This is a genomic window from Nocardia sp. NPDC050697 (genome assembly GCF_040654395.1).
GTDB lineage: Bacteria > Actinomycetota > Actinomycetes > Mycobacteriales > Mycobacteriaceae > Nocardia.
The window spans coordinates 149,593-169,320 of record NZ_JBFAHY010000001.1 but is presented as its reverse complement, the minus strand read 5'-3'; the positions used below and the strand labels follow the sequence as shown (position 1 = coordinate 169,320).

Here is a 19,728-nt window from a genome sequence, read left to right as displayed (position 1 = left end):
GTTCCGAGATTCGGCACGCGCGCCGGTTTTCTCGAATTCCGATGTTCACCCGGCTAGAAGAATTCCAGTCGGTCGGTTCTATTTCTCAGCCGAGTCGCGCGGCAATTCTCGGGAAATAATAGAAAACCTTCCGTTCGGTATGTCGACTACCGTTTGCCAGGTGCCTGCGGAGCCGCAGGGCCGGGGCCGCGACCACCACCGACTAGGGTGAGGCCGTGCAGACCGACAGACCAGCCGACGACACGGGAGCCCGGATCTGGGGTGGGACCACGCTCACCGAGCGCCGCGAGGCGCGCCGCGCCGGTCTGCTGGACGCGGCGCTCGACCTGATCGGCGAGTCCGGCGCGGCCGGGGTCACGATGCGGGCCGTCTGTCGCAGGGCCGGGCTCACCGATCGCTACTTCTACGAGAGCTTCGCCGGCCGCGACGAGCTGCTCGACGTGCTGTACCGCCAGGTCGCCGAGGAGTTCCTGGGGCCGATGACGGCCTTCGCCGTCGCCGACGACCCGTCCAGGGACCGGGCGCTCTCCGAGCTGCTGGTGGACAAGGTGCTCGACGACCCGCGCAAGTCCCGGCTCTTCCTGGTCGAGCCGTACTCCAGCACCGGGCTCGGGCAGACCACCATCGCGGTCATGCCCGCCTTCACCCGGCTGCTGCAGGACCACCTCTTCGCGCACATCGCGGATCCGGTGCGGCGCAGGCTCGCCGCGGTCGCCATGGCCAGCGGCAATGCCGGGGTCTTCTCGGCCTGGCTGAACGGGTCGCTGCGGGCCACCAGGGACCAGATGACCGATCACCTCGTCGCCACCATCACCGCCTACCGCGCGCTGTATCGCCCCTGAGCCGCGGCGCCCGCCGACAGAAGGAGGCTTTCCCCCGGCCCGCCCCCGCGCTCCGGGCTACAGTGGCCGCACGGCGACGGCGAGGAGCGAGTTGGTGGCCATCGGGAAATTGGTGTCGTTCGACGCCTCACGTGGATTCGGGTTCATCCGCCCCGAGGACGGCGGCCCCGACGTCTTCGTCCATGTGAACGACATCGGCCTGGACGAGGACGAGCTGCGCCAGGGCCGGGTCTTCGAATTCGACATGACCGAGGGTGACCGCGGGCCCAAGGCGATCAACCTCACCACCGCCGGGCCCGCCCCCGCGCCCGCGCCGCGGCAGCACCGCCGCGATCGCGCCACCGGGCCGCTCGGGGCCGAGGAGCACAAACGTCTCGTGACGGAACTACTGCTGGAGGCGAGTCCCGCGCTCACCGCCGGCGAGATCCTCACGATCCGCGACCGGCTGACGGAGTTCGCCGAGCAGCAGGGCTGGATAGAGAACTAGCGCTCGCGGCGCACCTCCCCCGGTCTGTCGGTCCCCCGACCTAGGATCGACCCGCACCGATGATTTTCCCGGCACCGGGCCGTCTTGTCGTAGGACCGAGGAGGTTGCGTGGATCTGCCTGTGATGCCACCGGTACGGCCGATGCTGGCGAAGACGGCTCCCGCCGTGCCGCGGGAGGCGGGGCTCGCGTTCGAGCCCAAGTGGGACGGGTTCCGCTGCGTGGTGTTCCGCGACGGGGACGAGGTCGAACTGGGCTCGCGCAACGACCGCCCGCTCACCCGGTACTTCCCCGAGGTCGCCGAGCTGCTCGCCGAGGCACTGCCGCCGCGCTGCGTGGTGGACGGCGAGATCGTGGTCGTCACCGACGACGGCCTCGACTTCGACACCCTGCAGAACCGGCTGCACCCCGCCGCCTCCCGGGTCGCCAAGCTGGCGAAGGAGACCCCGGCCAGCTTCGTCGCCTTCGACCTGCTCGCCCTCGGCGACGAGGACCTCACCGAGCAGCCCTTCGCCGAGCGCCGCCGCCGGCTGGAGGGCATCCTCGACACCACCCTGGCCCGGGTGCACCTGACCCCGATCACTCGCGATCCCGAGGTCGCCGAGGACTGGTTCACCCGGTTCGAGGGCGCCGGCTTCGACGGCGTCATGGTGAAGCGCGATGCCGAGCCGTACCAGCAGGACAAGCGGGTGATGCTCAAGGTCAAGCACGAGCGCACCGCGGACTGCGCGGTCGCCGGGTTCCGCTGGCACAAGGACGGCCAGGGCGTCGGCTCGCTGCTGCTCGGGCTCTTCGACGACGCAGGGAAGCTGCACCACGTCGGCGTGGCCAGCAGCTTCACCGCGGCCCGGCGCCGCGAACTCGTCGACGAGCTGGCCCCGCTCCGAGAGAACGCGCTGGCCGAGCATCCGTGGAAGGAATGGGCCGACGCCGCCGCGCAGGCCGCCGCCGAGGGCAAGATGCCCGGCGGGGTGAGCCGCTGGACCGGCGGCAAGGACCTCTCCTGGGAGGCGCTGCGCGTCGAGCTGGTCGCCGAGGTGCGCTACGAGCACGTGCAGTCCGGGCGGCTGCGGCACGGGGGCAGGCTGGTGCGCTTCCGCACCGACCGCACCCCGGAATCCTGCACCTACGCCCAGCTCGACGAGGTGGCCCCGGCCGAGCTGCACGCCCTCTTCCGCGAGGAGAAGCGGTGAGCGGCAAGGGAATCGAGATCGAGGCGGGCGACCGCACGGTCACCATCAGCAACCCCGACAAGGTCTACTTCACCAAGCGCGGTGAGACCAAGCTCGACCTGGTGCACTATTACCAGGCCGTCGCCGAGCCGCTGCTGCGCGCCATCGGCGACCGCCCGCTCATGCTGGAGCGCTACCCCGACGGCGCCTCCGGCAAGTCGTGGTTCCAGAAGCGGGTCCCGGCCAACGCCCCCGGGTGGCTGCACACCGTCCAGGTCTCCACCCCCAACGGCACCACCGGCGACGCCCTGGTCGCGCACGACCTCGCGCACGTGCTCTGGGCGGTGAACCTGGGCTGCCTCGGCTTCCACGTCTGGCCGCACCACGTCCCCGAGCTGGAGATCGCCGACGAACTCCGGATCGACCTCGACCCCTCCCCCGGCATCGGCTTCGCCGAGCTGCGCGCCGCCGCGCTCCGCGTCCGCGAGCTCTGCGCCGAACTCGGCATGCGCACCTGGGTCAAGACCTCCGGCTCCCGCGGCCTGCACCTCTACATCGACCTCGAACCCCGCTGGGACGCCTACCAGGTGCGCGCCGCCGCCGTCGCGCTCGCCCGCGAACTCGAGCGCAGGCATCCGGAGACCATCACCGCCGCCTGGTGGAAGGAGGAGCGCGGCAGCCGCGTCTTCGTCGACTTCAACCAGAACGCCCCGCACAAAACGGTTTTCGGCGCGTGGTGCGTGCGGCCGAAGGTCGGCGCCCAGGTCTCCACCCCGGTCACCTGGGAGGCGCTGGAAACCGTGGTCCCCGAGGAGCTCACCATCGCCACCGTCCCCGCCCTCCTCGCCGAGCACGGCGACCCCTGGGCCGACCGCGCCCCGCAGTCCATCGAGACCCTGCTGGAGTGGTCCGAGCGCGACCTGGCCGACGGCCTCATGGACGCGCCCTGGCCACCGAACTATCCGAAGATGCCGAACGAGCCGCCGCGGGTGCAGCCGAGCAAGGCCCGCAAGGAAGGCTGACCGGTCGGCGTCCCGCGGCGATAGGGTGCAGTCGGACCGGAGTGGATCCGGCGAACGACGAAGGGACGCAGACGATGCCGGAGACCACCGAGGTGCTCCTCGACGACTTCGAGAACACCGCGCGCTGGGCGCTGTCCGGCGCGGGCGCGGCCCGCACGCATCTCACCACCTTCGCCGAGGGCGCCCCGGACAAGCGCCCGGTCGACTACGCGGACGGCAGGCGCGGCGCGGACCGGCGGGCCCTGGTGCTGCTGGTGCGGGACGCGGAGAACGAGCTGGAGATCGAGTTGGAGGCGCAGCCGGATCCGGCGTTCGCGCCGAGCGGCGCGGTGTCGGCGGTGGGCGTCTACGTGCGCTCCCCGCACGCGGAGCTCCGGGTCTCGGCCGACCTGGTCACCGCGGACGGCGCGCGCTGCGAGGTGCCGCTGGGCCGGGTACTCGCCTCCGGGGAGTGGCAGCGGATCGGCCACGAACCGGTGCAGCCGCTGGCGGGCGCCGAGATCAGAGCGCTGCGGGTGCGGCTGGTCGAGGTGGTGCCGCGCGCGGGCGAGGTGATGATCCTGCTGGACGACCTGACCGCGCGCACCACGCGCTGACTACTCGCTGGTCCAGAGCCCCCACACCGTTCCGCGCGAACCGCTCTCGCAGATCAGGGCGCGATTGTCGCCGGTGCGGGCGGATTTGCCCTTGCTCGGGTCGCAGCTGCCGCCGGGCTGCTGCACGGTGGTGTTGATGGTGAAGGGGCCGATCCAGGTCTGCGCGCCGCCGGAGCCGGCGAGGCAGAGCATGGTGTCACCGTCGGCGGTGGTGCCGATGGCGCCGACCGGCACCTCGGTGCAGGCGGCGCCCTTGCGCGCGACCGTCGCGACCGGCTCCGGCGCGCCGGGGCCCGCGTCGCCCACGGTGGGGACGGCGGCGGTGGCGGGCAGCGTGGGGGCGGGCGCCTGCGGCAGGCTCACCACGGTGGTCTGGCTGGTGTCGCGGACGGTGTTCTGCGCCCGGTCGAGCACGTCGTCCCAGGCCGAGCCGCCGAGCACGAAGAGCCCGGCCACCACCGCGGCCTCGGCGCTGCCGAGCAGCAGCGCGAAGACCGCCATGGTCTTGCCGCGCGGGTGCGCGAAGGCGATCAGCCCGAAGACCAGCGCGATCGGGAAGAGCAGCAGCAGCGCGCCGACCAGCGCGATGACGGCGTACGGGTTGACCAGCGGGCCGCGGTCCCCATCGTCGTCGTCCTCGACCCGGGGCCACTGGCCGGAGGGGCGTTCGTCGCGGTCCTCCTCGCTCCAGCGGTCGCCGTAGCGGTACTCCGCGCGGCGGTCCTCGGCCCATCGATCGGTCCGTGCCATCTGGTCCCTCTCACCTCGTCTCGCGGCGAAAGTTCCCCGATAACGCCCCGATAACGGAGAAGAATAGGGGTAATGGCCCGGGAGCTGGCGGGGAAACCGGCAAGCGGTCGGGAACGGTCGCTATTTCCGCGGCCGATCGATCTCCGGCATCGTCGTCGTCACCAGCGTGAGCAGCACGTCCGTGAGCAGAATGTGGACTTGGTCACGTTCCAGCGAGCCCCGCGTTATCCACTCCCGGCCGGCCACTTTCACCAGCCCGCCGAAGGCGCGGACCACCGCGCGGAGTTCCTCGCCGCGCGGCGATTCGCCGAGCCCGACCATGGAGAGCAGCCGGTCCGCGGCGGCGTCGTCGGCCTGGTCCAGGATCTGCTGCACCTCGGGGTCCTCGCCGACGCCCTCGTGGCTGGTGACCTTGACCCAGGTGCTGCCGTGCTCGGCGATGGTGTCGAGCAGCCAGGTGACGCTGGCGCCGACCCGGTCCCGCGGCGAACCGGTCGGCACCACCATCTCGTCCTGGTGCGGCAACGTCACCATCCGGCGCACAACCGCGAGGTAGAGGTCGCGCTTGTTGCCGAAGTAGTGGTTGATCAGGCCGCGCGCGACCCCGGCGCGCTGCGCCAGCTCGGCGGTGGAGACGGCCGCGTACGGCCGCTCCCCGAACATGTCGATCGCGCACGCCAGGATCTGCGCGCGCCGCTCGTCCGGCTCCAGCCGGCGGCGGCGCGGCGCCTCCCCGGTGCCGGTCTCAGAGCGAGCGGGCAACGAGATCCTTCATCACCTCGTTGCTGCCCGCGAGAATGCGCAGCACGCGGGCGCCGGTGTAGAGCTGAGAAATCGGATACTCCGTCATGTAGCCGTAGCCGCCGAACAATTGCAGGCAGCGATCGACCACGATACCGAGCTGATCGGTGAGCCAGTACTTCGACATGGCAGCGGTCGGGATATCCAGCTCGCCGTCCAGGTGCTTGGCGATGCAGTCGTCCAGGAAGATCCGGCTCACGTTGGCCAGCGTCGCGCACTCGGCGAGCTCGAATTTGGTGTTCTGCAGCGCGAAGAGCGGCTTGCCGAAGGCCTCGCGGCCCTTGGTGTATTCGACGGTGAGCTTCACCGCCTGCTCCATCATGGCGACCGCGATGATGGCGGTGACCAGCCGCTCCTGCGCCAGCAGCTGCATCATCTGGTAGAAGCCCTGGCCCTCGGCCTCGCCGAGCAGGTTGGCGGCGGGCACCCGCAGGCCGTCGAAGAAGAGCTCCGCGGTGTCCTGCGACTTGCCGCCCATCTTGTCCAGGATGCGGCCGCGCTTGAAGCCGGGGGTGTCGTCGCTCACCTCGGCGAAGATCAGCGAGACACCGGCCGCGCCCTTGGTCGGGTCGGTCTTGGCGGCGATGATGATGCCGTCGCAGAGCCAGCCGTTGGTGATGAAGATCTTCGAGCCACTGATCACGTACTCGTCGCCCTCGCGGACCGCGCGGGTCTTGATGTTCTGCAGGTCGGAGCCGGTGCCCGGCTCGGTCATGCCGATCGAGAGCACCATCTCGCCGCTGGCCGCCTTCGGCAGCACCCGCCGCTTCAGCTCCTCGGAGCCGAAGTGGTGCAGATAGGGCGCGATGATCGAGGTGTGCACCGGCATGCCGAGCGAGCCGTCGCCCGCCAGCGTCTGCTCCTCGATGATGGCGGCCTCGTGCGCGAAGGTGCCACCGCCGCCGCCGTACTCCGTGGGGATGCCGGTGCAGAGCAGCCCCAGCTCACCGGCGCGGTTGTACAGCGCGCGGTCCGGGTGGCCCTGCTGCACGAACTTCTCCGCGTGCGGCACGACCTCCTTCTCGAAGAACGTCCGGGACAGCTCCCGGACCGCCTCGACCTCGTCGTCACTCCACACGGCGCGTGCCATCTCTTCTCCTCGCTCGGGTTGCTCCAGATTCAAGCACTATTGGCGTTCTGTCAACAAGGGGGGCGGGGTGGGGTGGGCCACTGCGCGGCGTTTGGGAGAATGGGCAGGTCGTTGTCCCGCTCTCGAAAGATGCCGCACGCCGCGATGGCCGAAACCACGATCGATCCCACCGACCTCGCGACCTGTCTTCGCGTTCTGGAGCAGGCCGGGCGGCTGGACAAGAACCACCCCGATTCGCTCGCTGTGCAGCGGGCCGTGGGGCATATGTTCAAGAAGCTCAAGCAGGCGCGGCGGGATGCTGTTCGCGAGGCCGTTGCCTCTGCGGACAAGGCCGTTGTGGCCGCTACCGCTACCGGGTCGCCCAATCGGATCGACGACGAGACGGCGGGTATTCGGCTGAGTTCCACCGCTGCCGGGGCGAGTGCGGGGACTCTGCTGCGGGCGCGGCCGTGCTACATCTGCAAGCAGCGGTATACGCGGGTGGATGCTTTCTACCACCAGCTTTGTCCGGAGTGCGCGGCTCGGAGTCATGCCAAGCGGGATGCCGGTACCGATCTGAGTGGGCGGCGGGCGCTGCTCACCGGTGGGCGGGCCAAAATCGGGATGTATATCGCGCTGCGGTTGCTCCGGGACGGTGCGCATACGACCATCACCACTCGATTCCCCAATGATGCTGTGCGCCGATTCAGCGCAATGGAGGACAGTGCCGACTGGCTGCACCGGCTGCGGATCGTCGGGATCGACCTGCGCGATCCCGGGCAGGTGATTGCTCTGGCCGACGACGTCGCCGCGCAGGGGCCGCTGGATATTCTGATCAACAATGCGGCGCAGACCGTGCGGCGGACCGCCGGGGCGTACAGCGCGCTGGTCGAGGCCGAATCGGCACCACTGCCCTCCGGCCCGCGCCCCGACGTGATGACGCTGAGTTCCGGAGTGCAGAGGCACCCGACGGCGCTCACCACCGCGCTCGTACCCGAGTTGACTGCCGATGATGTCGCCGAGCTGGCGTTGGTGGCGGGGTCGGCTACTCCCGATCGGATCGCGCGGGGGGTCGCCATCGACGCGGGTGGGCTGGTTCCCGATATCACGCACACCAATAGCTGGGTGCAGACGGTTGCCGAGGTGGAGACGACCGAGCTGCTCGAGGTTCAGCTCTGCAATTCGGTTGCGCCGTTCATTCTGGTTTCCCGGTTACGTCCGGCCATGGCGGCTGCGGCTGCTCGGCGTAAGTACGTGGTGAATGTGTCGGCTATGGAGGGGCAGTTCGGGCGGGGGTACAAGGGGCCCGGGCATCCGCATACGAATATGGCCAAGGCGGCGTTGAATATGTTGACGCGCACCAGCGCCAAGGAGATGTTCGAGACGGATCGGATTCTGATGACCGCCGTCGATACCGGGTGGATTACCGATGAGCGGCCGCATCACACGAAGATTCGGCTTGCGGAGGAGGGGTTTCATGCGCCGCTCGATCTCGTGGATGGGGCGGCTCGGGTTTACGATCCGATCGTTCGGGGCGAGTCAGGAGACGACCTCTACGGCTGCTTCCTCAAGGACTACGAGCCGTCTCCCTGGTAGGGGCCGCAAGGTGTTGGATCTGGTGGCCGCGCGCAATCCAGAGCAAGGACACCAGCCGTCAGCTGACCCATAGTCTCCACGGGGCCGGATGCTCATCTAAGAATCTCCCCGCGGGAGTCTCGGCCTATGGCGTACTCAGTACAGGGCTGAGGTCGGATTCGGATCGTCTCGGTACCGGTCGAAGCGATCGTGCCACGAACTGGGAGTGTAGTCTCCGATTCCCAACAACAAGTTCGCGTTTACGCTCGGATTCTCGATCCCATTCAGATCGGAGCGCCAGAGAAGCGCAATGTCCTCATCTCCGGCGAGCGCCGCTGGCACCTCATCCCACTCGAAGTCAGGTCCATCGTCGGATTCTTCAGCATCGTCATTCCAATCGGCACCTTCAGCGAGATTCCGGAACTGTCGCCGCAGAACCCCACGTTCTTTTATCAGGTCATGTCCGGCATCAATCCAGCCACCGGTGCAGCACAGATAGATGAGCGCCTCTTCGGCGGGAGTGCGAGGATTCCACGACTCGCCGGTGCGCAGCGCTTCGATGAGCCGCTGACCAGCCTGAAGCACGTCCACCCACCAAGCGCGCGGTTGAGATTGCACCGATCGCGGAAAGTCTCCGATCAGCTCCGGAACATCGGGCGCTGCTTCGTCCTCGTCCCATCCGGACAGTTCCAGCTCAAGCAGTGAAGTCAGGCAGATCATCGACTGCCACAGCACGAACCGCGTCCTCGAAGTCAGCGGCCACGGGTTCCACTCACCGACAACAAAGCTGTCGTACTCATCAGGGATGTCTGGCTCCGGATCGTCCGGTACAGGCTCATCGAAGAACTCTACGACCCAGATCGCCTCGCCCGTATCCACTTCCCCGTCGTCGTCACATTCGACACTCCAAAACCAATGTGCGCGAGCACGATGGGTCTGCCACCGTTCATCGGTCAGAACCTCGTTGAGTTCGTTCAGACCGATCATCCGGCGTTCAGCGGGCTCCTGGCCCCCTGCCGGCCAGACCGAGCTGCCTGCTCCCGCCGGGAGCTCGATTTCGCCACTCAAACGGCGCAAGCGATAACCGACATCGAGCCCATCGTCCGCGCGATAATTGTCGATGAGAGTCATGACGCTCAGGTCGTACGAAGCAGCAGCTTGTCGCTGCAGATCCTCACTCATCGCGGAAAAGTACGACGTCGCTACGACCGATAGGGGCCATCCGTCACTTCCAATGGCGAGTAAGGCATGTTGGGGCAGCGTCGACAGCACCTGATTGCACGCCAAGACCACGGCGCTGGGGAGCGCCGCTGCGAGAGTGTCCCAGGCAGCCCGATCCCCGTGCCAGGCTGCATATTCCAATGCGGCGACCAACCGATCGGCTTCTTCGTCACTGCCGATACTTACAGTTGTGATCGGCGTGAGACGTCTGGATCGAAGGCCGAAATTACCGATGAGCAGCCTGGCCTTGCCAGGGGTGGTATGAACGTAAAACGCCGGCGCCGTGGCCGGGAAATCGAATGTCACGAGGACTCCTGAAGCTCGCAGGCTCGAATGAAGGAAAGACCTCACGCACGTCGCTACCAACGACCCACCACGGTCATGAAGAGAATCGCGGCTGCTGGCCTCGTTACCGACGAGGCTGCTCGACCAAGTGAGAGCTTAACTTCTAAACTTCCGGAAGTCACGCCCGAACTGTCCACAAGTTCGCAACTGAGTTCGCGTGCCATGCGACTCAAACCCGGCCGAACGGTGCGCCAGCTGTCGCCACCCCGCCCGAGACCTGCGGGTTCATCTCGGCAGCGTGGGGTCCGGGTGCACATGCGCCGCGCGGTCCGCCGGCCATCGGCTCACCGCGCGGTCCGGGTGGCGGGCTTGCCACTCCGGACCAGTGGCAGCCCGGGTCCAGAACTTGGTGGGGAAGGCGCGTAGCACGTGGGTCGATGCGCAGTCGCCGGTCGAACGACTCAATGTAGCCGCCTGACCGCCCCCCGAACCGATCAAGGTTCAAGGAAGAGGCTCTCGTTGGGCAGACGGTCCACAGGGTGAGTGCCGTGCTCACTCACTCGAACTGTGTCGGCGAGGCGGTGATGTTGCAGGTCGCAGATGAACACCAGTGCCGCGGTGAGACAGGCGACGAATCGGAATTCGAGGCCGCCGATGGTGACTGTTAGCCATACATCCGGCTCGTCAGGGCGAGGGGTGGATCTGCTGACGTGCATTTACCAGGCGACCGGGGTGGTGGTGTCGACCAACTCCGGCCATGCTTCGCGCATCGCCACCGCCGTGCGCAGCAGCAATTCTCTGGGAGCCTTCTGGATGGGAGGCACTGGCGGCGGGTAGCAGGGTTTGGACGCGATGGAGCGACAGGGCAGATCCTTCACGGTTTCTCCGAAATAGGGATGGTCCGGGCGGTATGCGCCGGACGTATGAGAGTGCGAGGGCGAACGGCTTAGGGTGTGCTCGCTCGCCCAGAGTGGGCGGGAATACGGCGAACAGGGGCTGATATGACGGTGGCCGGTATGGAGCGGCACAGGGTGATCGGGGATGTGCATCTCCTGCTCACCGACGACGAGGGGCGCGTGCTGTTCGGTCGGCGTGCGAACACCGGGTACGAGGACGGCGCGTACCACGTGCCGTCCGGTCACCTCGAGGCCGGGGAATCGGTGGACGCGCTGGTGCGGGAGGCGAAGGAGGAGATCGGGGTGACCTTCGATGTGTCAGCCGCCGAGTTCGCTCATGTCATGCACAACTCGTCGTCGGGTGGTCGGGTGGCGTTTTTCTTCCGTGTGGTGCTGGGTGAGCAGCAGCCGTCGAATCGAGAGCCGGACAAGTGCGATGAGCTGGCGTGGTTCGCGCTCGACGCGCTGCCGGAGCGAATGATCCCGTACTGCCGGGAAGCGTTGCAGCACATCGCTGCCGAGCGCCGCTTCTCGGTCTACGGCTGGTAGCAGACCCGACGGGCGCCACCGCTGTTGACGGCGCCCGCGGATCGTCTCGCTCAGATGACTTTCCACTCGGTGAGGGAGTCGACCAGCTCGCGGAACCGCTCACCGGACATGCGCTTGGAGCGAGCGATCTCGGGCGTCTCCTTGGCCGAGCCATACTGCCACCAGGCCTGCCCGGTCTTGTTGTCCATGACCAGGAATCGTTCCGTCATGGCCGGCCCGCGCACGACGAGCGAGACGGTGCCCGGTTCGGCGACGACAGCGTGAATGGCGCTGTGGTGCAGGGTGTAGCTTACTCCGGGCTGTTCCTGGCGGACCATCACGGCGTCGAGGCCGGCCGGGTCGAGGGCGTCGTGCAGGTCGATGGGCTGGTAGATGCGGTGGCGGTATTCCCCGCGCAGGATGTGGCTGGAGTAGGTCCAGCGGTGATTGTGCGGGCGGTCGTGGTAGCCGGGGCCGAAGATGTGGAGCCGGACGCGGATGCCGGTGTCGGGGTCGTCGAAGAGGACGAGCTTGTCGAGGATGTCGTAGTGCTCGCAGAGCGCCATCAGGCGCGGGGTCTCGCGGATCGCGGTCAGTCCGCGTCGTACGAGGTAGGTGCCGGTGGTGAAGTGGGCGAAGATCTTGCGGGTGGCGGCGTCGATGGCTTCGACATCGTTCCAGTCGAGGTGGCGCAGCGGGTCGAGCAGGTTGTCGTAGGTGATCACGAAGGTCTCCTATTCGGGTTTGGCGCTGGATTTCCAGAGGCGGCAGACAGGGACGATGTCGGGGTACTGCGAGCAGGAGCTGGCGCCCATGACGATTTCCTCGGCGGGGCAGCCGCCGAAGCAGGCCGCGGACTTGCAGCCACCGCACGCGCTGTCGACCAGCGGCAGGGTGAACAGGTCGAACTCGTTGGTTCCGGTTTCGCGATTGAGGACGACCTGGTTGCCGTTCATGCGGGCGAAGTAGCTGTCGGTGTCGAACAGGTAGGAACAGACGTAGGCGCGGCCGTCGGGGAAGATGCTGATCCGGTCGAGGGTGCGGCCGATGCAGCCCTGGTAGCCCGCGGCGGCGTAGCGGTTCATGTCGTCGCGGTGGGCGTAGGTCGGCTGGAACCACACCCGGGTGCGGTGTTCGAGGGCGACGGCTTCGAGGCGGTTGCAGAAGCTGACCCACTCCGGCGGGGTCATGGCCATGGCGGGGTTGCCGTGGCCCGTGCCGATCGTGCTGAAGACATGAAACTTGACCAGCGAGGCGCCGATGTCGTCGGCGATGGTGAGCAGGTTCAGGACATCGGGTTCGTTGGCCTTGTTGACCGTGCAGATGATGCGGGTGTCGAAGCCTCGGGCGCAGAGCTCGGCGGTGGTGTCCATCGCGATGTCGAAGGTGCCGGGCCCGCGCACGGCGTCGTGGGTGGCCGGGCCTCCGCCGTCGAGGCTGACCTGGATGTAGGCGAAGTCCGAGGGTGCGAGTTTCGCGAACTTCTTGCGGGCGGGCTGCTGGGCGTTGGTCGTGGTGATGACGTGGCCGTAACCGATCGCTGCCGCGGCCTTGATGGAGTCGACGTAGAAGGGGTGCAGGGTGGGTTCGCCGCCCAGGATGGTCAGCTTGTCCCCGCCCCTCCTGCGCCACACGGTGAGGGTGTCGATGATCTGCTGGGGCGTCATCTTCAGCGCCCGGTCGAGGCGTTCGCCCATGTAGCAGTGCTCGCAGCGCAGCTGACACGCCTCGGTGATGTAGAGGTAGACGTTGCGGAACCGGCCGTAGGCGACGCGGTCGACGCGCCCGGGTTCGGGTTAGAGCGGCGCCGCGCGGCATGCGTGCGTGACCGTAGCTGTCGGGTTTCGTGGTCGGGGCGGGCAGCGGCACGGTGGTCATACGGCTTCGCTCCTGCTGATCAGCATCGGCTCGACGCGCGCAGCCAGAAGGGCTGGCTCTTGGTCGGCGTCGAGGGTGGTGACGGGGTGTCCGAGGCAGCGGAATGCCGCCCGGATCTCGGCGGTGGCATCGCGGTGTCGACGGGTGCGGGCGGCGAACAGTGACGGTGCGTCGCCGCGTCGGGGGTGCAGCAGTCCACCGCAGCGCGCGCAGCTCCACGTCCGGGAGGCGACTCGAGCCGCCGGCATGCGCGGATCTGCGATCGGGTCCTGCTCGCAGTGGTGGCAGACGCGGCGCTGTCCGGCCCGGCGGGCCCGCGCGCGTTCGCCCAGTTCCAGCTCTACCGGCTCGAGCGCACACTGCGGTGCGATATCGGCGAGGACGGTGACCAGCATCCGCACCTGCTCCGACGTGCCCGGGAAATTGTCCAGCAGGACGGTGTCGAGCAGGGCGAGGTCCGCGGTGCGTTCCAGGAAACCGCGCAGCGCCGCTTCGACGATGCTGTCGTGGAGCCAGCCGAGCCGGTCAGCGGCGGAGGCCGTGGCTGCGAGGTCTTCGACCGGCACGTGCTCGCGCAGGCGAAAGACTCGGCGCCGAGGATCAGCTCCGAGGTGGAGGGTGAGAGTGGTCTTGCCGACGGCCGGCGGCCCGAGTATTGGCACCACGATTGCTAAAGCCATTTCGCCCCTTACGGATTCGCTTCTACAACACCGAAGACCATCGGCGCTCGAGCGAGCTGTCGACGAACAGCGCGACGTATTCGGGGTATGCGCGAGACACATAACGGGGTGTCCTCTGCGGTGCTAGCGTCGAACGAATCGGAGGGGCTCACGTCGTTGGAGCGGGGAAGATGACGCGGATGAGCGGGGAGCGGTGTTGCGTCGAATGTGGTGCCAGGCTGAGCCGCTACAACGCGGCACAGTGGTGCGCGACCTGTGCGCCGGCCGCGGTCGATGAGCCGATGGAGATGTCCGCACAGTTCTGGTGGAGCGAACACATGCTCGCCGCGCTGTCGACGTGGCATCTGGGCCGCGTCATCTACGCCTACCGCACCCACCCGTTCCACGGCCCGCAGCCACTGTCGCAGAAGCGGGTCGCGGCCTGGCTCGACGTCACCCAGGCCCAGCTGAGCCGGATCGAGACCGGCCCCGCCCCCGAGGTCATCACCAAGCTGATGCGCTGGGCCCGGATCCTGCGCATCCCGGCCGAACTCCTGTGGTTCAAGCTGCCGAGCACGTCTACCCTCGGCGAAGTGAACCGCAACGACTTTCTGCGGACCGCAGCCGCTGTTACCGCCACAGCAGCCGCATCGCCCCACGGCCTGCTGCAACTCCTCAACGAGACCACCCCGGCCGATCTGCCCGCCCGCGTCGGAAGCGCCGAAATCGAGCAGCTCCGCGCCGCCTCCTCGCTGTTCGCGAGCTGGGATGCCCGCTACGGCGGCGGGCTGGTGCGCGAAGTGGTCGCGACCCAACTCCGCGTTGCGGTGTCCTACCTCCGCGCTGGGTGCGCGCCGAGGTACCGCAATGACCTGTATGCAGCCGTCGGGTCCCTCGCGCATACAGCGGGATTCATGGCCTTCGATGCCTGCGTGCACCGTGACGCCACCGACATGTTCGCGCTGGCGTTGAAATGCGCGGAGGAGGCCGACGCCTGGCAGCTCCGCGCGAAGGTCCTTTCCTCCTCCGCGCGTCAGGCGATCTGGACCGGAAAGCCGAAAGAGGGTCTCCGCTTCGTCCAGCAGGCGTTTCTCCACTCCGATCGACTCACCGCCACCGAACGGGCAATGCTTTACACCACCGAGGCACGAGCCCAGGCCAAGATCAGTGCGGTCGAGGAGGTCGTCAAGGCTGTGGGGCATGCCGACGACCAGTTCAGCCGAGCCGACCCTGCCGAGAATCCCAGCTGGATGAACTACTACGACGCTGCCCAGCACGCCGGTGACACCGGACATGCTCTGTTCGACCTCGCGATCCACGGCCGATTCGGCGGCGAGGCACGTCGGCGTTTGCAGACCGCCGTCGCGGGGCACGCCGGTGACGCCGAGCGATCCCGGACGATCTCGATGATCAAGCTGGCGTCGTTGACGATGGCCACCGGCGACCCCGACGAAGCTGTCGGCATCGGGTCGACTGCCGTGCAGCGGGCGGCGTCGCTACGGTCCATGCGTGCCGCCGAGGATGTCCACGAGTTGCGGACTTTCGCCCGCCGCGCGGGCGCACACCTCGTGCAGGCTGCCGAATGAACCACGAAGACCTCGAAGCCGTCGCGCGAAACGCGTGCTCGGCCGTGGGGCTGAATTCCTCCGACCTTAAGCCGATCAAAGTCGCGGAGAACGCGATCTATCGGTTGCCGTCGTCCGCGATCGTCGTCCGCGTCGCGAAGCCCGGTCAGGAGGCCGCTGCGGAACGGGAACTCCTGATCGCCGGGTGGCTGCGTAGATCCGGAGTTCCGGCTGTCGAACCGGCTGATCTCGCAACCACTTTCGTCCAACAGGGTGATCATCCGGTGAGCTTCTGGAAAGAGCTACCCGGACACCGCGGCGCGACCGCCCCCGAGATCGCTCGCGCACTGCGCGTGCTGCACCGGCTCGAACCAGCGGAGTTCCTGCCCGACGTGGACCCCTTCGTCCGGCTCGATCAGCGAGTCGACGCGGCGTCCGCTACGAGTCCCGCGGACCGCGACTGGCTTCGGCGGCACCTCGCGGAGCTGCGAGACCGCTGGGCCGATCGGACGAACGGCCTGCCGTGGGGACCGATACACGGCGACGCATGGGAGGGCAATGTCGTCACGACCACCGACGGCACCACGCTGTTCCTCGACCTGGAACGAACGTCCGTCGGCCCGCCGGAATGGGACCTGACCTCCACCGCCATCAAGCACAGCTCCTTCGGCTGGATCACCCGTGAGCAGTACGCCGGCTTCGCCCAGGCATACGGCCACGACGTCGAGACCTGGCCCGGCTTCCCACTGCTCCGAGACATCCGGGAGATGCGCATGACCTGCATGGCGGTGCAGGCCGCGGCCCGGGACAGCACGCGAGCCCCACAGGCTCAGCTACGCGTGGACTCCCTGCGCGGCCGTCGCGGCCCGCGCCCGTGGAGCGGCTGGGAAGCTATGCCCTGACGGACCCGATCGAACACGGTAGAAATGCTCATGGCGGACGCGAAAACCGCGCGTAACCTGGGTTCATGCTGTACCGCCTGCTAGCCGACGGCACGATGGTCGTGCACTACGCCTTCGTGGCGTACGTCGTTGCCGGCGGCTTCCTGGCCTGGCGCCGGCCTCGGACGATCTGGGTGCACATAGCGGCGGTCGCGTGGGGGTTCGGCGGGATTCTGATCGGCTACGACTGCCCGCTGACCGCGCTGGAGAGCTGGGCCAGGGAGCGCGGCGGGGGTCGGCCACTGCCGGACAGCGGGTTCATCGCGCACTACCTGACCGGGGTCATCTACCCGGAGAGCGCGCTCACGCTGGTGCAGGCCGGGGTTGCGGCGCTGGTGCTGACGTCGTGGGCCGGAGTGGTCCTGCGCCGCCGGGTGCGGCCGATCGCGGCCGCGTGATGTAGTCCACAACACCGGACCGGCCGGTCCGGGACGGGAACCGCCGTCGATAGGCTCCCGGCATGATCGTGTGCCCGGGGCGAGCCCGTTGAGTCTGCTCACCATCGGGCTGGTCGCGGTCGCCGGGTTCTTCGCGGGGCTGATCGGCTACGTCACCGGCATCGCCTCGCTCGTCTCCTACCCCGCCCTGCTCGCGGCGGGGCTCCCGCCGGTCGCCGCGAATGTCACCAATACCGTCGCCATGGTCGCGGTGGGGCTCGGCTCGACGGCCAACTCCGGCTCGGCGCTGCAGGAGGACAGGCGCACGCTGATCCGGTACGCGATCTGCTCGGCGTTGGGCGGTGCGATCGGCGCGGGGCTGCTGCTCTGCACCCCGGCCGCCGCCTTCGAGATCGCCGTGCCGTTCCTGATCGCGGCGGCCGCGCTGAGCCTGCTGCTGCAACCGAAACTGCGCGAACTGGCCGGCGACCGGACGTTCCCGCGCGCCTACCCGATCGGCATCGTGCTGATCGCGATCTACGGCGGCTACTTCGGCGCGGGAGCCGGGGTGATGATCCTGGCGCTGGTGCTCGTCGCCACCGCCTCCGACATCTGGCGTGCGAGCATCATGAAGAGCTACCTGCTCGGGATCGCGAACCTGCTGGCCGCGCTGGGTTTCGCGCTGTTCGGGCCGGTGCACTGGGTGGCGGCGCCCGCGATGGCGGTGGGCGCGTTCGCGGGCGGCTGGTGCGGCCCTGCGGTGGTGAAGGTGCTGCCCGCGAAGCCACTGCGCTGGGTGATCGCGCTGTGCGGGTTCGGGCTGGCGATCTGGCTCATTCCCCGGTGACGATCACCGCGAGCGCAACCCTGGTGGGCGCCCGCGGTGCCCGCCGAGAATCATCGGATGACCCGCTCCGCGCAGGCCGCGCTCTGGTGTTGCCTCGGAGCCGGTTTCTCGACCCTGCTGGACTCGGCCGTCGTCGCCTTCACGGCGCCCGCGGTCCAGGCCGACCTGCACCTGGCCGATGCGCACGTGCAGTGGTTCTTGGCCTCGTACTCGCTGACCTTCGGGCTGGGGCTGGCCCCGGCGGGGCGGATCGGTGACGCCTTCGGCAGGCGCACCCCGTTCGTGGCGGGGCTGCTGCTCTTCCTGGCGGGCGCGGTGCTCTCCGCGGTCGCGCCGGGGGCGCTGCCGCTGATCGGCGGCAGGCTGGTGCAGGGGCTGGGCGCGGGGATCATCAGCGCGCAGGTGCTCGGCGTCATCCAGGACGTCTTCACCGGCCCGGAGCGGCTGCGCGCGCTGGCCCGCTACACCGGCGCGGGCGCGCTGGCCGCCATTGCCGGGCCGCTGCTCGCCGGTGCCGCGCTGTGGGTGCTGCCCGAGGGGATCGCGTGGCGGGTGGTGCTGCTGCTGCCGGTTCCGTTCGTCGTGGGCACCATCGTGCTCGGATTGCGCGGGCTGCCGCGGTCCCCAAGCACCGGAAGAGTGACCGCGCTGGACCTGCCCGGTATCGCCGTGCTGGGCGCGCTGGTCGTGCTCGTGACGCTCCCGGTCATCGAACCGGGGCTGCGCGGGCCGGGACTGGCCGGGGTACTTGTGGTCTGCGCCCTCCTGACCGCCGGCTTGTTCTGGTGGGAGCGCATTTACGCCCGGCGCGGCAAACTGCCGCTCTTCGCACCGGCGCTGGTGCGCTCCCCCGGCTACGTCACCGGGAACCTGGTGGCCCTGCTGTGGTTCGGCGCCGGCCTGGCCTTCACCACGGTGAAAACCGTCTACTTCCTGCAAGCCTGCGATATCGCCGCGCTCGTGATCGCGGCCGCGCTCATTCCGTCGGCGGTGGCACGACTGGTGTCGGCGGGCCGGGGGCAGCAGCTGTTCGCGCGCTACGGCCCGGCACTGGTGACGTACGGACTGGTGCTGCAGACGGCGTGCCTCGCCCTCAGCGCCGCCGCGACCCTGATCACCGACGGCTGGGCGCTGTTCGCGGCGCTCTCCGCGATCCAGGTGCTCGCCGGGGTCTCCGGCGGGGTGGTCGAGCCGCCGCTGCGCGCGGTCACGCTGGGCTTCGCGCCGTCCTCGCTGCACGGGGTGGCGGCCTCGTTCCTGCAGCTCACGCAGCGACTCTCGGCCACCTTCTGCATCGCGCTCGGCACCGGGGTGCTGCTGGCCACCGGCGCCACGACGGGATCACTGGGCCGCGCGGTGCTGCTGTGCGCGCTGGCCTCGCTCGTGGCGACGGCGGTGTCCTTCGCGCCCGCCTTCCGCGCCGATCAGCGCAGCCGGGCGGAGATCGCGGCCGCCACCTCGGCCACGGCGGCGTCCAGGTAGAAGTGCCCGCCGGGGAAGACGATCCGCTCGAACGGCCCGGAGGTGTGCTCGCGCCAGGCGTCGGCCTGCTCGGGGGTGGTGGTGGGGTCGGCGTCGGAGACCAGGGCGATCACCGGGCAGCGCAGTGGCTCGCCCGGCTCGTACCGATAGGTCTCGACGGCCCGGTAGTCGGCGCGCACGGCGGGCAGTACCAGCTCGGCCAGGCCGGGGTCCTCGCGCAGCACCGCGACCGAGGCCGGGTCGTCGGCCAGCCGCTCCAGGTCGGCGATCAGCGCCGAGTCCGGGGCCTCGTGCAGGGCACCGGGTTCCACGTAGCGCGGGTCGGGCCTGCCGGAGACGATGAGCACCGTCGGGCCGCGCCCGGCCGTGCTCAGCCTGCGCGCCGTCTCGAAGGCGACGGTGGCGCCCATGCTGTGCCCGAACAGCGCGACGCCCGGCTCGATCGGCAGCCGGATCAGGTCCTCGGCGACCGCGTCGGCCAGGGCGGCGATGCTCTCCACCTGCGGCTCACCGAAGCGGTCCTGCCTGCCGGGGTACTGCACCGCGGCCACCGTCGTCCCGGGCGCGAGCTTGTTCGCCAGCTCGCGATAGGCGGAGGCCGAACCGCCGCCGGGCGGGAAGCACACCAGGCTGCGGGCCGCCGCCGGCTCGGCACGCAGGATTCGCAGCCAAGCGGTCGCTTCGAGGGTCACCGGGCCGAAGATACCGGACCGCCCGATATTCGGCCCGTCCGCCGA

At 68.8% G+C, this 19,728-nt stretch carries 20 protein-coding genes; 12 read left to right on the top strand and 8 right to left on the bottom strand.

What is annotated here, in order from left to right; all coding sequences use genetic code 11:
* Positions 1-215 precede the first annotated feature (215 nt).
* From AB0H71_RS00825 to AB0H71_RS00805, 5 genes are all read left to right on the top strand, one after another.
* Positions 216-842, top strand: coding sequence for a TetR/AcrR family transcriptional regulator (locus AB0H71_RS00825; RefSeq protein ID WP_357013387.1), 627 nt, complete (start codon positions 216-218; stop codon positions 840-842).
* 91 nt (positions 843-933) lie between these two features.
* Positions 934-1,329 (top strand): cold shock domain-containing protein, encoded by a 396-nt coding sequence (locus AB0H71_RS00820; RefSeq protein ID WP_357013384.1) that lies wholly within the window; start codon positions 934-936, stop codon positions 1,327-1,329.
* 108 nt (positions 1,330-1,437) lie between these two features.
* Positions 1,438-2,520: an ATP-dependent DNA ligase gene (locus tag AB0H71_RS00815; RefSeq protein ID WP_357013381.1), complete on the top strand. Its 1,083-nt coding sequence runs from the start codon at positions 1,438-1,440 to the stop codon at positions 2,518-2,520.
* A complete protein-coding gene (gene ligD, locus AB0H71_RS00810) occupies positions 2,517-3,521 on the top strand; it encodes a non-homologous end-joining DNA ligase (protein WP_357013379.1) in 1,005 nt (334 codons plus the stop codon). Before AB0H71_RS00815 ends, ligD begins: the two co-directional genes overlap by 4 nt.
* Positions 3,522-3,595: 74 nt before the next feature.
* Positions 3,596-4,117, top strand: coding sequence for a hypothetical protein (locus AB0H71_RS00805; RefSeq protein ID WP_357013377.1), 522 nt, complete (start codon positions 3,596-3,598; stop codon positions 4,115-4,117).
* On the opposite strand, the gene AB0H71_RS00800 is transcribed toward AB0H71_RS00805, so the two are convergent.
* The 3 genes from AB0H71_RS00800 to AB0H71_RS00790 all read right to left on the bottom strand — a co-directional run bounded on the left by AB0H71_RS00800 (position 4,118) and on the right by AB0H71_RS00790 (position 6,758).
* Positions 4,118-4,867: a hypothetical protein gene (locus tag AB0H71_RS00800; RefSeq protein WP_357013375.1), complete on the bottom strand. Its 750-nt coding sequence runs from the start codon at positions 4,865-4,867 to the stop codon at positions 4,118-4,120.
* 120 nt (positions 4,868-4,987) lie between these two features.
* Positions 4,988-5,629, bottom strand: a complete 642-nt coding sequence (locus AB0H71_RS00795) for a helix-turn-helix domain-containing protein (protein ID WP_357013373.1) — start codon at positions 5,627-5,629, stop codon at positions 4,988-4,990.
* Complete coding sequence (locus AB0H71_RS00790) at positions 5,613-6,758, bottom strand: acyl-CoA dehydrogenase family protein (protein WP_357013371.1); 1,146 nt, start codon at positions 6,756-6,758, stop codon at positions 5,613-5,615. Before AB0H71_RS00790 ends, AB0H71_RS00795 begins: the two co-directional genes overlap by 17 nt.
* Before the next feature lie 144 nt (positions 6,759-6,902).
* Between AB0H71_RS00790 and AB0H71_RS00785 the strand changes: the two genes are divergently transcribed.
* Positions 6,903-8,333, top strand: coding sequence for an SDR family NAD(P)-dependent oxidoreductase (locus tag AB0H71_RS00785; RefSeq protein WP_357013369.1), 1,431 nt, complete (start codon positions 6,903-6,905; stop codon positions 8,331-8,333).
* A 135-nt stretch (positions 8,334-8,468) separates the two neighbouring features.
* On the opposite strand, the gene AB0H71_RS00780 is transcribed toward AB0H71_RS00785, so the two are convergent.
* Positions 8,469-9,839: a hypothetical protein gene (locus tag AB0H71_RS00780; protein ID WP_357013367.1), complete on the bottom strand. Its 1,371-nt coding sequence runs from the start codon at positions 9,837-9,839 to the stop codon at positions 8,469-8,471.
* 980 nt (positions 9,840-10,819) lie between these two features.
* On the opposite strand from AB0H71_RS00780, the gene AB0H71_RS00775 reads away from it, so the two are divergent.
* Positions 10,820-11,263, top strand: coding sequence for an NUDIX domain-containing protein (locus tag AB0H71_RS00775; protein WP_357013365.1), 444 nt, complete (start codon positions 10,820-10,822; stop codon positions 11,261-11,263).
* 50 nt (positions 11,264-11,313) lie between these two features.
* Here AB0H71_RS00775 and AB0H71_RS00770 read toward each other — a convergent pair whose 3' ends face one another.
* The 3 genes from AB0H71_RS00770 to AB0H71_RS00760 all read right to left on the bottom strand — a co-directional run bounded on the left by AB0H71_RS00770 (position 11,314) and on the right by AB0H71_RS00760 (position 13,800).
* Positions 11,314-11,967, bottom strand: coding sequence for a hypothetical protein (locus AB0H71_RS00770; protein ID WP_357013362.1), 654 nt, complete (start codon positions 11,965-11,967; stop codon positions 11,314-11,316).
* 9 nt (positions 11,968-11,976) lie between these two features.
* Positions 11,977-12,939 (bottom strand): radical SAM protein, encoded by a 963-nt coding sequence (locus AB0H71_RS00765; protein WP_357013360.1) that lies wholly within the window; start codon positions 12,937-12,939, stop codon positions 11,977-11,979.
* A gap of 177 nt (positions 12,940-13,116) precedes the next feature.
* Complete coding sequence (locus AB0H71_RS00760) at positions 13,117-13,800, bottom strand: hypothetical protein (RefSeq protein WP_357013358.1); 684 nt, start codon at positions 13,798-13,800, stop codon at positions 13,117-13,119.
* Between the two features lie 179 nt (positions 13,801-13,979).
* On the opposite strand from AB0H71_RS00760, the gene AB0H71_RS00755 reads away from it, so the two are divergent.
* The 5 genes from AB0H71_RS00755 (at position 13,980) to AB0H71_RS00735 (ending at position 18,991) form a co-directional block, all read left to right on the top strand.
* The gene (locus AB0H71_RS00755; protein WP_357013355.1) at positions 13,980-15,365 is read left to right on the top strand and encodes a helix-turn-helix transcriptional regulator; all 1,386 of its coding nucleotides are present in this window, start codon (positions 13,980-13,982) and stop codon (positions 15,363-15,365) included.
* Positions 15,362-16,246 (top strand): aminoglycoside phosphotransferase family protein, encoded by an 885-nt coding sequence (locus tag AB0H71_RS00750; protein WP_357013354.1) that lies wholly within the window; start codon positions 15,362-15,364, stop codon positions 16,244-16,246. Before AB0H71_RS00755 ends, AB0H71_RS00750 begins: the two co-directional genes overlap by 4 nt.
* Before the next feature lie 65 nt (positions 16,247-16,311).
* Positions 16,312-16,683 (top strand): DUF2784 domain-containing protein, encoded by a 372-nt coding sequence (locus tag AB0H71_RS00745; RefSeq protein WP_357013352.1) that lies wholly within the window; start codon positions 16,312-16,314, stop codon positions 16,681-16,683.
* An 88-nt stretch (positions 16,684-16,771) separates the two neighbouring features.
* A complete protein-coding gene (locus tag AB0H71_RS00740; protein ID WP_357013350.1) occupies positions 16,772-17,509 on the top strand; it encodes a sulfite exporter TauE/SafE family protein in 738 nt (245 codons plus the stop codon).
* 57 nt (positions 17,510-17,566) lie between these two features.
* Positions 17,567-18,991, top strand: coding sequence for an MFS transporter (locus tag AB0H71_RS00735; protein ID WP_357013348.1), 1,425 nt, complete (start codon positions 17,567-17,569; stop codon positions 18,989-18,991).
* Here the strand turns inward: AB0H71_RS00735 and AB0H71_RS00730 are convergent.
* A complete protein-coding gene (locus tag AB0H71_RS00730; RefSeq protein ID WP_357013346.1) occupies positions 18,934-19,683 on the bottom strand; it encodes an alpha/beta fold hydrolase in 750 nt (249 codons plus the stop codon). The two genes, AB0H71_RS00735 and AB0H71_RS00730, sit on opposite strands and share 58 nt — an antisense overlap.
* Positions 19,684-19,728: the final 45 nt, after the last annotated feature.